10 protein-coding genes and 1 pseudogene are annotated in these 14,246 nt (G+C 63.8%); 6 read left to right on the plus strand and 5 right to left on the minus strand.

What is annotated here, in order from left to right:
* Positions 1-290: 290 nt before the first annotated feature.
* The 4 genes from H7225_RS15050 to H7225_RS15065 form a co-directional block, all read right to left on the minus strand.
* Positions 291-560 carry an HPr family phosphocarrier protein gene (locus H7225_RS15050; RefSeq protein WP_290663233.1) on the minus strand — a complete coding sequence of 90 codons (270 nt, stop codon included), beginning with the start codon at positions 558-560 and terminating at the stop codon, positions 291-293.
* Entirely contained in the window at positions 529-987 is a 459-nt protein-coding gene (locus tag H7225_RS15055) for a PTS fructose transporter subunit IIA (protein WP_290663235.1), read from the minus strand. The genes H7225_RS15050 and H7225_RS15055 overlap by 32 nt, the downstream gene beginning before the upstream one ends.
* Before the next feature lie 19 nt (positions 988-1,006).
* Positions 1,007-1,627 (minus strand): hypothetical protein, encoded by a 621-nt coding sequence (locus tag H7225_RS15060; protein ID WP_290663238.1) that lies wholly within the window; start codon positions 1,625-1,627, stop codon positions 1,007-1,009.
* A 361-nt stretch (positions 1,628-1,988) separates the two neighbouring features.
* Positions 1,989-2,492: a TlpA disulfide reductase family protein gene (locus H7225_RS15065; protein ID WP_290663240.1), complete on the minus strand. Its 504-nt coding sequence runs from the start codon at positions 2,490-2,492 to the stop codon at positions 1,989-1,991.
* 92 nt (positions 2,493-2,584) lie between these two features.
* Here H7225_RS15065 and H7225_RS15070 point away from each other — a divergent pair, with 92 nt between their 5' ends.
* Positions 2,585-3,238, plus strand: a complete 654-nt coding sequence (locus H7225_RS15070; protein WP_290663242.1) for a DUF4197 domain-containing protein — start codon at positions 2,585-2,587, stop codon at positions 3,236-3,238.
* Here the strand turns inward: H7225_RS15070 and H7225_RS15075 are convergent.
* On the minus strand, positions 3,213-7,487 hold the full coding sequence (locus tag H7225_RS15075; RefSeq protein ID WP_290663244.1) for a YhdP family protein: 4,275 nt from the start codon (positions 7,485-7,487) through the stop codon (positions 3,213-3,215). The genes H7225_RS15070 and H7225_RS15075 overlap by 26 nt on opposite strands.
* 206 nt (positions 7,488-7,693) lie before the next feature.
* Between H7225_RS15075 and glnE the strand changes: the two genes are divergently transcribed.
* The 5 genes and pseudogenes from glnE to H7225_RS15100 form a co-directional block, all read left to right on the plus strand.
* Positions 7,694-10,618 (plus strand): bifunctional [glutamate--ammonia ligase]-adenylyl-L-tyrosine phosphorylase/[glutamate--ammonia-ligase] adenylyltransferase, encoded by a 2,925-nt coding sequence (gene glnE, locus H7225_RS15080; protein ID WP_290663246.1) that lies wholly within the window; start codon positions 7,694-7,696, stop codon positions 10,616-10,618.
* Positions 10,615-11,244 (plus strand): hypothetical protein, encoded by a 630-nt coding sequence (locus H7225_RS15085; protein ID WP_290663248.1) that lies wholly within the window; start codon positions 10,615-10,617, stop codon positions 11,242-11,244. The genes glnE and H7225_RS15085 overlap by 4 nt, the downstream gene beginning before the upstream one ends.
* A gap of 138 nt (positions 11,245-11,382) precedes the next feature.
* Positions 11,383-12,399: an EpsD family peptidyl-prolyl cis-trans isomerase gene (locus H7225_RS15090; protein ID WP_290663250.1), complete on the plus strand. Its 1,017-nt coding sequence runs from the start codon at positions 11,383-11,385 to the stop codon at positions 12,397-12,399.
* A gap of 138 nt (positions 12,400-12,537) precedes the next feature.
* Entirely contained in the window at positions 12,538-13,989 is a 1,452-nt protein-coding gene (gene epsF / locus H7225_RS15095; protein WP_290663252.1) for a chain length determinant protein EpsF, read from the plus strand.
* A 6-nt stretch (positions 13,990-13,995) separates the two neighbouring features.
* Positions 13,996-14,246 (plus strand): annotated as a pseudogene (locus H7225_RS15100) (hypothetical protein); the annotation flags it as partial.

Here is a 14,246-nt window from a genome sequence, read left to right on the forward strand (position 1 = left end):
CTAAGGGCCGCTGCCAGGGCCACGGTCTTGAGGGTCAGTGCGCAGGCCGACGATGCATCACGGCGAAAATTGTTCATACAGACAGCTCCAAATGATTGAATTCGTTCAACGGGTTTGTTAGAAACATGCACGTTGCAAAACGTATCTGTGCAATATCGGCCCAACTGTGCCTTGCTTGACCCCAAATGTGTGCGCAAGTTGTCGCAATGGCGCGACAAGGAAGCACTGGACTGTGCAGTAATCGCAGGCCGGATCACCCCACCCAATGGGGATCGACCCTGATGAGGGCTTTATTCGCCTTCGCCGAACTTGTCGTTGATCAGCGCCACCAGCGCCTTCATGGCGTCTTCTTGGCGGGGGCCATCGCACTCCAGTTCCACCGCCGAGCCCAGGCCGGCGGCCAGCATCATCACACCCATGATGCTTTTGGCGTTCACACGCCGGTCATTGCGGCTCATGAAGACGTCGCACGGAAAGCTGCTGGCCAGCTTGGTGAACTTGGCCGATGCGCGCGCGTGAAGCCCCAGCTTATTGCTGATGTTGATGGTGGTCTTGATCATTGGTGGGTTGGCTGGCCTGGTTTTGGGGCCGGTTGGTCGCGATTTGCATGACGCCCTGGGTACCGCCAGCCACCGCGCGGGTGATCAGGGTGTCCAGGGGTTCATTGGCGTAATTGAGGGCACGCCACAGCATGGGCACGTTCACGCCGGTGATGACCTTGGCGCGAACGCCGTCGGCCAGTCGCTGCACGATGTTGCACGGCGTGGCGCCGAACACATCGGCCAGGATCAGGGCTTCACCCCGGGGATCGGCCTTTTGCAGCATCTCCAGGATGATCCGGCATTGCGCTTCGATTTCATCGGGCGGCAAATTGGCAGGCACATCCAGGATCTGCATGGCCTGGGCGGCTTCTGGAAAACAATGCTGCGCCGCCAGCTTCAGGGCAGAAGCCAGAGGGGCGTGCGCGATGAGGAACAAGCCGGGCATACCAACGATTATGGGCTGCTCAATCCGAAAATTTGAAGCCCTGAATGAATGTCTCGACCGAGTCGGTGGAATCCTTGGCACTTGCAGGCGGCATGGGACGCCACAGGCTGGCCTGGTAAACCATCAAACCGTGGGAAAAATGCCACGCGTGCACCTCCACCGGCGCGCTTTCACCGTTGCCCGCCGGCCGTCGCCCCACCAAACGCCAATGCCGCGACAAGGCGTTAGGGGTCATGCCGATGACTTGCGCAGGCCCCAGGTCCTCCGCCGACACCGTGGCCACGGCCGGTGGCGACCCCAGGCGGCTGACCGCTTCCAGGTTGTCGCGCAGGGCGCGGTTGTCCGCCGCCAGGGCCAGCGGCACCCGGGTGATCTCTTGCGCATCAAAGTAGCTGAGCGCCCAGATGGACTCGCCCACTTTGCACGACACCAGGTGCATGGTCACGGGTGGCCCGGGCAAAGCGGGCAAGGTCAATGAACGGTCGACTTGCTTCGGTTTGCAGGGAAACACCGCCTGCAAAGCCGGCGCGTGCTCGGGCCGCACGCTGCGCCAATCCAAGGCAGGGCTGCACGCCACCAAGGCCAGGCAACCCACGATCGACAGCGTCCAAGCGCCAATGCTCCACCAGCTCTTTTTCATGCGCCCATTATGGACAAAGCGCCAGGGTTTCACCCAAGCGTGGGATGGACAAGCCCCATTGGCAGCGTCCGTACCAAACGCCAACCCGTATGAATCGCGACTCAGCCCGGATGAGCAGGAGTTGGCACGCTGGCAAGAGTTGCTGGCGGCCCGCCGCGATGTGCGCGGGCTGGTGCGCGAGTCCATCAAGTCCATGGGGCTGGTGCTGGACTTCGTGAACTCGGTGAGTGATGCGGTCGAGTTCTGCAACGAGGGGCAGCATCCGCCAGGAAGTGCCCGAGCTCGTGTTCATCGAGCTGCTGGACGAAGGCCACACCTTCGAGATCTCCGGCATCAGCCCGACCGGCATGGCGCGGGTGGCTCAGGCGGGCTCGGCCAGCAGTTGGCCCAGCAGCGTGTGCAAGGCGGCAAAATCAGGCTCGCCGATGTAGCGCTTGACGATCTCGCCCTTTTTGTTCACCACGAAGGTGGTGGGCGTCAGCTGCACCGGGCCAAAGGCTTTGGCCAGATCGCCCGTGTGGTCCATCACCACCTGGAAAGGCAGTTGCCGCCTCTGCGCGAATTGCATCACGTAGGCGGGTGGGTCGTACTGCATCGCCACGGCCAGGGTCTGCAAGCCTTGCGCCTTGAACTTGTGCTGCGTGGCAATCAGTTGGGGCATCTCTTTGACGCAGGTGGTGCAGCTGGTGGCCCAGAAGTTGATCAGGGTGACCTGCCCCTTCAAATCAGAGGTGCGGTGCTGGCTGCCATCGATCCGGGTGTAGGGCAAATCAGGCAGGGGTGCCTGGGTGTCCCAAAAACATCCAGACAGAAACAGTGGCACGGCCAGGGCGATCAGGGCAAGATGTCGTCTGTTGAAATTCATGGCCGTTGGTCAGTGGAGCTGTGTCAGTGGATCACTTAATGAACCGTCGTGAGATCATATTGTCGTCTGCTTGCAAGGCCTTGGCCGGCAGCATGGCATTGTCCCTGCTGGCCTCGTCCAGCGCACGGGCAGCGGCTTTCAGCCAAGCGGATGCCAGCGGCGCCGTGTGCGCGGCGCTTGAACGCGGCGCAGACATTGCCGTCAAGCAATTGGGGCAGGTCAATGGCTTCATGGGCAATGACAAAATCCGCATCCCTTTGCCCGAAGTGATGGAAAAAGCAGCGCCCTTGTTGCGCGCCATGGGCCGTGGCCAGCAGATGGACGACCTGATCAACGCCATGAACCACGCGGCCGAGAACGCGGTGAGCCTGGCGCTGCCGCTGCTGCGCAATGCCATCAAGGGCATGTCGGTGCAAGACGCGCGGCAAATTCTGTCGGGTGGCGAACACGCGGTGACGGATTTTTTCGCCGCCAAAACACGCGAGCCTTTGGCGGTTCAGTTCACGCCCCTGGTCAACAAGGCGGTTGAGAAACTGTCGCTGGCCAAGCGCTACAACGAACTGGCCGGCCAGGTCAGCAGCATGGGCCTGATCAAAGGCAAGCAGGCGGCCACCGTGCAGCAACACGTCACCACCAAGGCGCTGGACGGCCTGTACTTCGTGATCGGCGAAGAAGAGCGCCGCATCCGCAATGACCCTGTTGGCACGGGCAGCGCCTTGCTCAAAAAGGTTTTTTCGTCCCTGTGAGCCCGGCGGGTTGCGAGGCCGCAGGCAATGGCGCCAGCAGTGATCGCTGCACGCGCTCGACCTGCGGGTCAGCCCAGGCGCCGGTGATGCTGAACTGCCGGGTGCTGGCCTCGGCCACTTGCTTGCGCAACAACACTTGGGCGATGAAGGTGCCCAGGCCCACAGCAGGATTGATGACGGCGTAGGCCAGCGAAGCCGTGCCAGCGTTCACCTCGGGCACCACGAACACGTGCAGATTCTGGGTTTCGCGCGCCAGGTCGGCCTGGCCTTCCATCATCACCACAGCCTGCACGCCGCGCATGCGCAGGTTACGGGTGTCGGCCACGCCTTGCTTGATGGACACGTCGCCATCAATGGCGTCAAAGGCAAAGCCTTGCTGGAAGACATCGCGAAAATCCAGCACCAGGCGCCGCGGCAATGACTGCAGGCTGAGCACGCCCAGCAGCTTGGCGATGCCCGGATCGACCTTGAGGAACTGCCCTTCCTTGATGTTCACGGACAACTCACCCGACATGGTCGCGGGGTTGGGCTCCAGGGGCGAGCCCAACCAAGCTATCTGGCCGGTGAGCTGGCCCTTGCCGCCCTTCAAGGTCTGCGGCAATCCCAGGCGGCCCAACAGGCCGCCGCTGTTGTTGAGGTCGAGTGTGAAGTTGAAGGCCGCTTTGTGCTTGGGCTTGGCGCTGGCACCGGGCAGCGGGCCCACCGCCATCCAGTTGCCGCTGGCATTGAGTTGGGCTTCGGGGTTGGTCATGCGCAGCTTGTTCAAGCGCCATTCGGGCTGCCACACGCCACCGGCCCCCGGTACCAGGCGGTTGATGGCCTCCACCTCCATCTTGCCCAAGGGCAGGCCCCGCCAATCCAGCTGATCGATGACGATGTCGAGCGCAGGCACGGTCACGGTCTCAGGCGTCAGCAGCTGCAGCGCCGCCTGGTCCTCGAAGGCTTCGGCTTCAGCCGCCGGCACCGACAGGCGCGACAGGCGCGCCACGATGCGGTTGCCGGCCGGCCCGCTGGCCAGGGGCGAGGTCTCGGGCCGCAGCTCGACCTGGCCGGCCAGTTGGTCGGATTCGATCTGCGCGCGCCACACGCCCGGGTTGGGGTGGGCCAGCGTCACGTTCACATTGCGCAGATTGCGCTGCTGGTAGTTCAGCACGCCGGTGCGCAGGCTCAAGGTCTCGGGCAGGTAGTCCTCACCCGGTCCGACGGTGTCGTTGGAGGGTGAACGCACCACCCGGGCCAGGCCTTGCCAGGCGTCCAGGTCCAGCGTGGGCACGGTGACTTGGGCGACCACGCCTTTGGGCGGCAAAACCAGCACGGCAATGGCGCCACCACCCGCCGTGGTTTGCACCAGGCTCATAGCGCCCCGGGTGACCTTGGCCTGGTCGCCCCTCACATCACGGCGAAAATCCGCCCGAAGCCAGGGCGCGCCAGCGGCGTTGGCCGACTGGGCGGCACCCAGCTCCACCAGCAAAGCGTCGCTGAGGCCGTTGGGGTCGTCACTTCGGTGGATCATCGTCAGGGGCCAGATGCTCTCGGCGCGTTTGCTCAAGGGGGCAGGCAGGTCCACCGCCAAGCCTTGCAGGGTGGACACCACCTGCAGCTCTGGCTGGGCCGCAGCGGTGGCGGCCTGGTCCGAGGTGACCTTGGGCAAGGCCACGGTGACGGTCACCGCCGTCTGCCCCGTCATGCGCCGTGCCAGTTGGGCCAGCGCGGGCCATTCGCTGGCCGTGCGCAAGCCTTCGGCCGTGATCAGGCCCTGGGCCACGAACTTGGGGGCGCCGCTGGCATCCTGCTGGCCCTCCACGGTCACGTCCTGCCCCCACACATTGGCGACGGCCGAAACCTTCAACGTCTTCTGGGTGAAATCAACCTGCCCCCGCACCTTTTGCAACAGTGGAACGCTGGGGTGCAGGCGCAATGTGGCCTGATCTTGCTCGGCCAAGCTGACGCGGCCACGCAAGCCGGTGTTGGCCGTGTGGTTCAGCGGGATGTCCAAGGCCAGTTGCAAACTGCCAGTGCCAGTGCCTTCGGCTTTGTGCAACAGGTTGCCCGTCCACACCCCCACGGGGGACACGGCCATGTAGCGCAGCAGGTCGTTCAGGGGGCCGCGCCCCTGGCCACGGATTTCCAGGTGCGGATCGTCGGACGCCAGGTTCTCAATCCGCCCCTCGACATCGCGCAGCAGGAAACTGCCCGTGCCCAATCCACCCAACTGCGCCTTGGCGCCCTGGATGCGCAAGCGCAGGCCCTCGAAAATCAAATCGCCATCCAGCCCCGTGAACGCCGGCCAGCGAGTCTGAGTGGGCACGCCATCGGCCTCCAGCATGGCCGCAGGCACGTAGTCCAGGGTCACGTTCTTGGCGGGCACACGCACCCGAAAGCGCCCGCCCTGGTCATCCTTGAAAGGAAAACCCGCCAGGTCGCCTTTGACCTCGAAAGTGACTTTCTCGCCACGCCCCTCGCGCACGGCCATGCGCACGTAGTCGCGGGCATGGAAGGGGATGACCGAGGGCAGGTAGCGCCAGACTCGGTTGGCCTGCCCCCAAGCCAGCTTGCCCTCCAGGTCCAGGTGGCCAGGGAAACGGGCTGCCACCCCAGCGCCGGTGCCAGGCCCCGTCTGCCAAGTGGCTTGCAACTCGCCTTCGGCATCGTCGTTGGCGAATGTGGCCCTCTTGACCTCCACCTGCAACTGCGCTGGCAACTCAGGCTGGTTGGCCGGCTTGATGCGCCAGTTCACATGCGCCGCCATCGAGGTCAAAGGGAGGCGAGGCTCGTCGAACGCACCGGGCAGTTCGACCCAACCTTTCTCGATCGCCACGGTGGCCTGGCCGCCATGCTCGTCGGCCTTCAGGTCGATGTCGGCCTCGGCCAGACCGGGCCGCCCCTGCTTGGCCGAGGCCGCCCACCCAAAGCCCTTGATCTGAGCGCGCGCGCTGTATTCGCGCGGGTCATCGGCCGGGCCTTCCCAGTGCCAGGTCAATTGCCGGCCCACGCCCTCGGGGGCCAGATCCGCCAAGGTGCGCCGCATCGCGGTCGAGATCGGCAAGCGATCGGCCAGGCGGGCCAGCACGCCCAGATCCAGGCGGTCGGCATCCACCTGGCCGCCCAGGGTCTGGCGCCAGACCTCGGCGTTGATCTGCCCTTGCAAGGGCGCATGCCGCCATGCCAGCTGGGCCGAACTGGCCGGCCACACCAGCCCTTCGGTGGTGGTGAAGGCCAGTTTTTCCAGGGCCACGTGAGATTCGGTGCGCTCACTGCGGGCCGTGATGCGCCCACTCAGGTCCCGAAATGCCAAGGGCTGCAAACCTTTTTCCAGGCGAATGCTCACATCATGCACATTCAGGTCAAGCAGCAGGCTGGTGGGCCGTCCCTGCTTGAGGACCAGCTCCGCCGCCATGCGGCCACGCCCCCCCTCGACATCAATGGGCAGGTCCACGTGTTTGCGCAAAGACTGCACATCCGCATGCGGCAGGTTCACCGATAACTTGCCCGACCAACTGCTCAAATCGGTGGCCTTGGGCGCATCGCCCAACCAACGCCGCCACCAGGGCAACTCCAGCGCCTTGGATGAGGCGGCCTCTTGCGCGGACAAGGTCCACAAAGGCTGCGTCATCCTGGCCTTGACCTCGAAGCGCTGACCAAACTCCAGCAAGGGCGTGGCCAACACCGACAAATGGTGCACCTGCGTGCCCAATCCGGGGTGGCGGCTCAAGTTCAGGTCCACCTTCTGCAGCACCAGCGTCGGCGCCTGGCGCAACTCATCGGTCCAGCGCACAGTGCCTTGCTCGATGCGGATCAAGCCCTGGGACAGTACCCAGTCCAACACCTGCCCATTGCCCGTGGGCGCGGCGTTGGACGCCAGCCTCAAGCCCGCCACATGCAGGTCACCGGCCAAGTCCCGGCGCACCTGCAATTCGGGGCGCACCAGCACCAACCGGTCCAGCCGGACCTCCTGGCGCCACAAAGCTGTGGGCCACAGGCTGCTGGGCGAAATCCGCGCCGTCACTTCCGGCAGGCGCAGGGCCACGCTGCCGCGTTCGTCCAGCAGCGCCACTTCTTTCAATGACAACACGGGTGACCAGCCCTCGGCTTGGCCCGACAAGGCGCCAATGCGCACAGGCACCCCCAGTGCCTTTGTGGCTTGTTGGGCCAACGCGCCACGCCACGAGCCGATTCGGGGCAGAATTTGGAACAACAACGCCCACCAAACCATCGCGGCCATGAACAGCAGCACCGCCAAAGTCAGCAAACACCATCTCCCCGCTCGGAGCAGCGAGGGCGCTTTGCTCACCTTGGGATGGCCAGAAGAATCAGAAGAAATCGTGGGCATGAAACAAAACTGTCGTCCAGGCGGGCCAAATTCGCCATCTTGTGAAACGCAACTGCCCTACCATTCCAGAATCAGTTGCGGGGCCAGACAATCGATCACCCTAGCACAGACCCTCACCTAGTCTCATGGGCTTCACATTCTTTAACCCCACTGACACAGCCCCATCCCGGGCCCACGCGGACTACTCGCGGTTCGTGCAGCGCATCCGTCGCCGGTACGCCGCTGAACGCGACGCGTATGCCCAACAGGCACCCGGCACCCCCACCGAAGACACCATTGCCACCCTGATTGACCACCTGCTGACGGAGGGGCGAGCCCTGCCCTCGGCCTTGCGCGTGGCCCGCCAATTGGTGCTCGAACGCCTGGCCTGCAACGACGTCGAGCAATCGTGCCAACTGGCCGACGTGACCACCGCCATGACCGAGCTGGCCCAAGTCACCCTGGAGCGCGCCCTGATCTGCGCCCAGCAAGAATTTGACGCCGTCCATGGCGCACCCTTGAATGAGCAAGGCCAGCGCATCGACCTGTGGGTCATCGGCATGGGCAAGCTGGGCGGGCGCGAGTTGAATGTCTCGTCCGACATCGACCTGGTCTACGTCTACGAAGACGACGGCCAGACCACCGGCATCGACGACGGTCGTGGCGGCCTCAAAGGCCAGATCAGTGCCCACGAATACTTCTCGAACGTCGCCAAGCGCCTGTTCAGCCTGATCGGCGACACCACCGAAGACGGCTTCGTCTTCCGCGTTGACCTGGCCCTGCGCCCCAACGGCAACTCGGGCCCGCCCGTGGTCAGCCTGGCCATGCTGGAAGAATATTTCCTGGTTCAAGGCCGCGAATGGGAGCGCTTTGCCTGGCTCAAAAGCCGCATCGTCGCGCCGCGCGCCGCCATGCCCAAAGGCGCCCGCCACGCCCGCTCGCTGGCCCTGCGCGATGTAGTCATCCCCTTCGTCTTCCGACGCTACCTTGATTACGGCATCTTCGAAGGCCTGCGCCAACTGCACCGCAAGATCCGCGACGAGGCCAACCGCCGCGCCGCCGGCCGCCCCGAGCGCGCCAACGACGTCAAGCTCTCGCGCGGCGGCATCCGCGAGATCGAATTCACCGTGCAATTGCTGCAAGTGGTGCGCGGCGGCCAGTTCCCTGAAATCCGCACCCGCTCTACCCTCAAGGCCTTGAAACGCCTGGCGGCAAGGGGCCTGATCTCCGATGCCACCGCCGACAAGCTCGCCCAGGCTTACACCTTCCTGCGCCAGGTTGAACACCGCATCCAGTACCTGGACGACCAGCAAACCCACCTGCTCCCCACCAACGACGCTGACCTGGGCTGGATCGCCGCCAGCCTCGGCCTGGGCAAACCCAGCGAAGACAAGCCCGACTGCAACAGCGGCACCTGCCAGTTGCTCGACATCCTGTGCAATGTGCGCGAGCTGGTCGCCACCGAGTTCGACGCCTTGCTGCACGAAGGCAATGCGCCCAGCAGCAAACCCGGCGGCTGCCGATCCTGCGGCGGCCCGCCCCTGCCGGTTGACAGCGAAGAGTTCATCGCCAAACTGCCCGAGCCCATCGCCTCGCACGTGCGCACCTTCGCCGCCCAGCCGCGCGTCAACCTGCTCAGCGACACCGCCAAACTCAGGCTGGCCAAGCTCATTGGCCGCGCCACCCTGCTGGCCTACACCAGCGAAGACTGCGCTGAAGCCACCCCGCAAGACTGCCTCGGCCAAGACGCCATATTGCGTTTCATCGACTGGCTGAACCCCCTGCTGCGCCGCGACAGCTACCTGTCCCTGCTGGCCGAACGCCCCGAAGTGCTCAAGCGCCTGCTGCGCCTCTTGGGCCTGGCCAAATGGTCCACGCGCTACCTCATGCTCCACCCTGGCGTGATCGACGAACTCGCCGACCCTCGCCTGCTGGAAGGCCGCTTCGACCCCATCGCCTACCAACGGGATCTGCAAGACCGACACCGCGGCTGGGAGCGCGCCGGCCAGGCCGATGAAGAAGCCCTGCTCGACACCCTGCGCCGCGCCCACCACGCCGAAATCTTCCGCACCCTGGTGCGCGACGTTGAAAAGCTGCTGACGGTCGAGCAAGTCGCCGACGACCTCTCCGCTCTGGCCGACGCCACCCTCGACATCACCCTGAAATGGGCCTGGGGCCACCTGCAACAGCGCCCGACCAAGCAGGCGCGCTACGCCATTGGCCGCGAACCGCATTTCGCCGTCATCGCCTACGGCAAGCTGGGCGGCAAGGAACTGGGCTACGGCAGCGACCTGGACGTCGTCTTCCTGTTCGACGACACCCAAGACCGCCCCGCGCCTGATGGCGACCCCGACACCCCCGACCCCATCGACGCCTATTTGTTCTTCGCCCGCAAGGTCATCAACTGGCTGACCCTGCGCACCTCGGCTGGCGAGTTGTTCGACATCGACACGGCGCTGCGCCCCAACGGCAATGCCGGCCTGCTCGTCACCTCCTTCCACTCGTTCGACGACTACCAGCGCCAGCGCGGCAGCAACACCGCCTGGACCTGGGAGCACCAGGCCCTCAGCCGCGCACGCTGGTGCGCTGGCGACCCAGCCCTGGCCGCCCGTTTTGAGACGACCCGCCGCGCGATCTTGTCCATGGTGCGCGACACCCGGGCCCTCAGCGACGAAGTGCTGGCCATGCGCGAACGCCTGCGCGCCGCCCACGCCTGCCCGCCCGACAAGTTCGACGTCAAACACAGCGCCGGCGGCATGATCGACGTCGAATTCGCCGTGCAATACCTCGTGCTGGCGCACAGCCACGCCCACCCCGCCCTGCAGGAAAACGTCGGCAACATCGCCCTGCTGCTGCGGGCCGAACAAGCGGGCCTGCTGCCTGCGGGCATGGGCCATGAAGCGGGCCAGGCCTACCGCGAACTGCGGCGCGTTCAGCACCGGGCCCGCCTGGACGAGTCCGCCCTGCAACTGGCCAGCGAGGCCAAAGACGCGATCCAGCCCCACCGCGACGCGGTCCTGCGCTTGTGGGGTGCCGTGTTCAGTGGGCGCCCCCCCTCTGCCCCGACGTGACCCACCGCTTTATCGGGCCTTTGGCGTGGACCGGCGTCGGCTTGATGCTGGGCCTGCCTGCTTTGCTGGGGCTGCTGCCCGACCTCACGCTGCCCGACCATTGGGCACTCCACCCCAGCGCCGGCCTGCATCAAAATCCCCTGAACCTGTGGACCTGCGCCTGGCTCCACGCCAACACCCGCCATCTGGTGGCCAATCTCGGCGGCCTGGCCCTGATCCTGAGCCTGGGCTGGATCCTCAAGCTGCCCCCCCGCACCGCGCTGGCCTGGTTGCTGGCCTGGCCGATCACACACCTGGCCCTTCTGCTCGACCCTCGGCTGGACACCTATTTCGGCTTGTCGGGCGTGTTGCACGCCGGACTGAGCATCATCGCCACCAGCCTGATCACCGAAACCAACCCCGATCGCGCGACCAAATGGACCACCACCTACGGTTGGGCCCTGCTTTTGGGCATGTTGGCCAAATGCTGGCTTGAAAACCCCGATTGGCAAGCCCTGCTGCCCCGCCCCGGCCTTGGCATGAACACCGCGCCAATGTCACATTGGGCTGGCGCCGTGGTCGGCATCGGCATCACCTTGACACTGCCGTTGCTTGGAACTCACCGCTGCTCGAAATCCCGCCCATGAAACGGAGTTCCGGGAACGTACACTCATTGGCTGAATTTTGGACTTCAGGGAAGTCCCCAGGGAACTTACCGCCTCGGCGGCGGGTCTCTCTGCACGATCAAGTCGTCACACCAATCATCAACTTTTCGTTTCAGCCCTATGCACACCAACCAGCCTACCTTCGCTCGTCATCGCGCCCTGCAACGTGCAGCCCTGGTTCCCATCGTGGTGGCCACCGCCCTCCTGGTAGCTGGCTGCGGTAAGGACGGCAAAGAGGGGGCCAAGGCCACCCAGACGGCCGCCCGCATCAACGGCGAAGAAGTCACCGTTCACCAGATCAACATGGTGCTGGAGCGCCAGCAAGGCCTCAAGCCCGAGCAAGCCGAACCCGCCAGCCGCCAGATCCTGGAAAGCCTGATCGACCAGGAACTGGCCTTGCAAAAAGCCACCGAGCAAAAGCTCGACCGCGACCCCCAGATCATCCAGATGCTGGACGCCACCCGCCGCAACCTGCTGGCCCGCGCCTACCTTGAGAAAGCGGCCCAAGCCAGCGTGGGCGCCCCCCCGGCCGAAGACATCAAGAAGTACTTTGACGAGCACCCTGCCCTGTTCTCGCAACGCCGCATCTACATGCTGCAAGACTTCACCATCCAGGGCGACGCCGAGCAAATCAAGGCAATCACGCCCAAACTGCAAGTCACCGACAGTTCACAAGCCTTTGTCGACGTCCTCAAGGGCAGCGGTTTGAAGTTTGCCGTGAACCAGGTCACCCAGCCGGCCGAAGCCTTGCCGCTGAACCTGGTGGATCAATTTGCCAAGCTGGTGGACGGCAAAGGCATGTACCAGGGCATGAATGGCGGGCTCAAAGTCGTGCTGGTCGCGGCCAGCAAACCCCAGCCCATCAGCCTGGACCAGGCCAAACCCATGATTGAGCGCTTCCTGACCGAATCGCGCAAGCAAGAGTTCATTCAAAAAGAGACCAAGAATCTGCGCACCGCGGCCAAGATTGAATACATGGGCAAATTCGCAGAGAAAGCTGCTGGTGCAGCTTCTGGCGCAGCTTCTGGCGCCGCCGCCGCATCGGCACCGGCACCCACGGCCGCCGCCAGCACGGCCTCATCGGCCAATGGCATTGACGCAGCAGCGCTCAACAAGGGGCTTTCTGGCCTGAAATAATTTTCTCGCCGAAAAAGCCAAGGAATTTGCATCTGGCTGCAAGCCACGGGGAAAGCCAAATGGTTTTCCCCGTCTTTTTTGACAGCAGAGCGCCGCCATCACTCAATACAATCCGGGGATGGCCCAGGAGTCCGCCGCATGACGTTCAATCAGTTTTTAAGAATTATCCGAGCCCGCTGGATTTTGGCATTTGCGGTTTTAGCGTTTTCTGTCATCGCGACCTTGGTCATCAGTTTGGTTCTGCCCAAGAGCTACACCGCCAGCGCCACCGTGATGGCCGACGTTCGGCCTGATCCTGTCTCCGCGCTCGCTGCTGGCGGCACCATGATGATGGCCAACAGCTACCTGGCCACCCAGGTTGACATCATCAAGAGCCCAAGCGTGTCGCAACGTGTCGTGCGTACCCTCAAACTCACAGACAACCCCGTGATGCGCAAGCGTTGGGAAGACGAAACCGACAGCAAGGGTGACTACACAGCCTGGCTGGCCACGGTCATCGGCCGCGGCCTGGAAGTCAAGCCATCGCGCGAATCCAACGTCATCGAAATCATCTACGAAGGTGCCGAGCCAGGTTTCTCCGCCGCGCTGGCCAACTCTTTCGCCAAGGCCTACATCGACTCCACCGTGCAGATCCGAGTGGACCCCGCTCGGCAATATGCTGAATTCTTCGAAGAACGCGCCCGACTGTCGCGCGAGAAGCTGGAAAAAGCCCAATCCCGGCTGGCCACGGCCCAAAGAGAAAAAGGCATCGTTGCCACCGAAGAACGCCTGGACGTTGAAACCGCACGCCTGACCGACCTGGCCGCGCAAGTCACCGGCTTGCGGGCCCTGAAGGCTGAAACGGGCACACGAAGCATCCAGGCCAACAGCAATCCCGAGCAAATGCAAGACGTGCTCAACAACTCGGTGATCTCCACCATGAAGTCTGACCTGGTTCGCCAGGAAGGCCGTCTGCAAGAGTTGTCAGAAAAATATGGCGATGCCCACCCCACTGTTCAGGAAGCACGCGCCAACATCAACACATTGCGCAGCCGCATGCGCACTGAAACCGAGCGCGTGACCGGCAGCACTCGGATCAACAGCTCGATGGCCAGCAGCCGAGAATCCCAAGCGGTCGCCGCCTTTGACGATCAGCGCCAGCGCGTGCTCAAGCTCAAAGATGCACGCTACGAACTCCAGGTTCTGGAACGTGAAGTCGAAACCGCGCAGCGCATCTACGACTCCATCCAGGCCCGCCTGAGCCAAACCAGCCTGGAAAGCAGTGCCAGCCAATCGGGTATTTACCTGCTCAGCACGGCCACCGAACCCACCAAGGCCACGTCACCCCGGGTCGTCCTTAACGTCCTGGTCGCAATCGTTTTGGGCACCTTGCTGGCGCTGATGACCGCCATGACCGTCGAACTGTTCGACCGCCGTGTGCGCGGCGCACTGGACATCACCCAGGCCCTGGAATTGACCGTGGTCGGCGTGCTGCCGTCCCCCTCTTCTCAAGCCAAGAACAAGATGGCCCTCGGATTCAACCGCAAACCGCCGGGAGCCGCCCAGCAGTCTTCGTTGAGCAACAGCAACATCGGACCTGCTCAAGGCTGAACGATCATGAACACGAATTTCCACGCATCACGCTTCAGTTCCGTTCAGGACAATCCCAATTCGGATTTCCAGGAAACCCAGCAGCTGTCCAGCGAGCGCTCCATTGGCGAGATCATCAGCGAAGCCAACAAACTGTCCACGGATCAAATCGAACAGATTCTGGTCTACCAAAAAGACAATGGCGTTCGATTTGGTGAAGCCGCCGTGGCCCTGGGCCTGGCCAATGCCGACGATGTGCTGTGGGCACTGGCACAGCA

Source organism: Aquabacterium sp. (assembly GCF_014378415.1).
Classification (GTDB): domain Bacteria; phylum Pseudomonadota; class Gammaproteobacteria; order Burkholderiales; family Burkholderiaceae_C; genus Aquabacterium.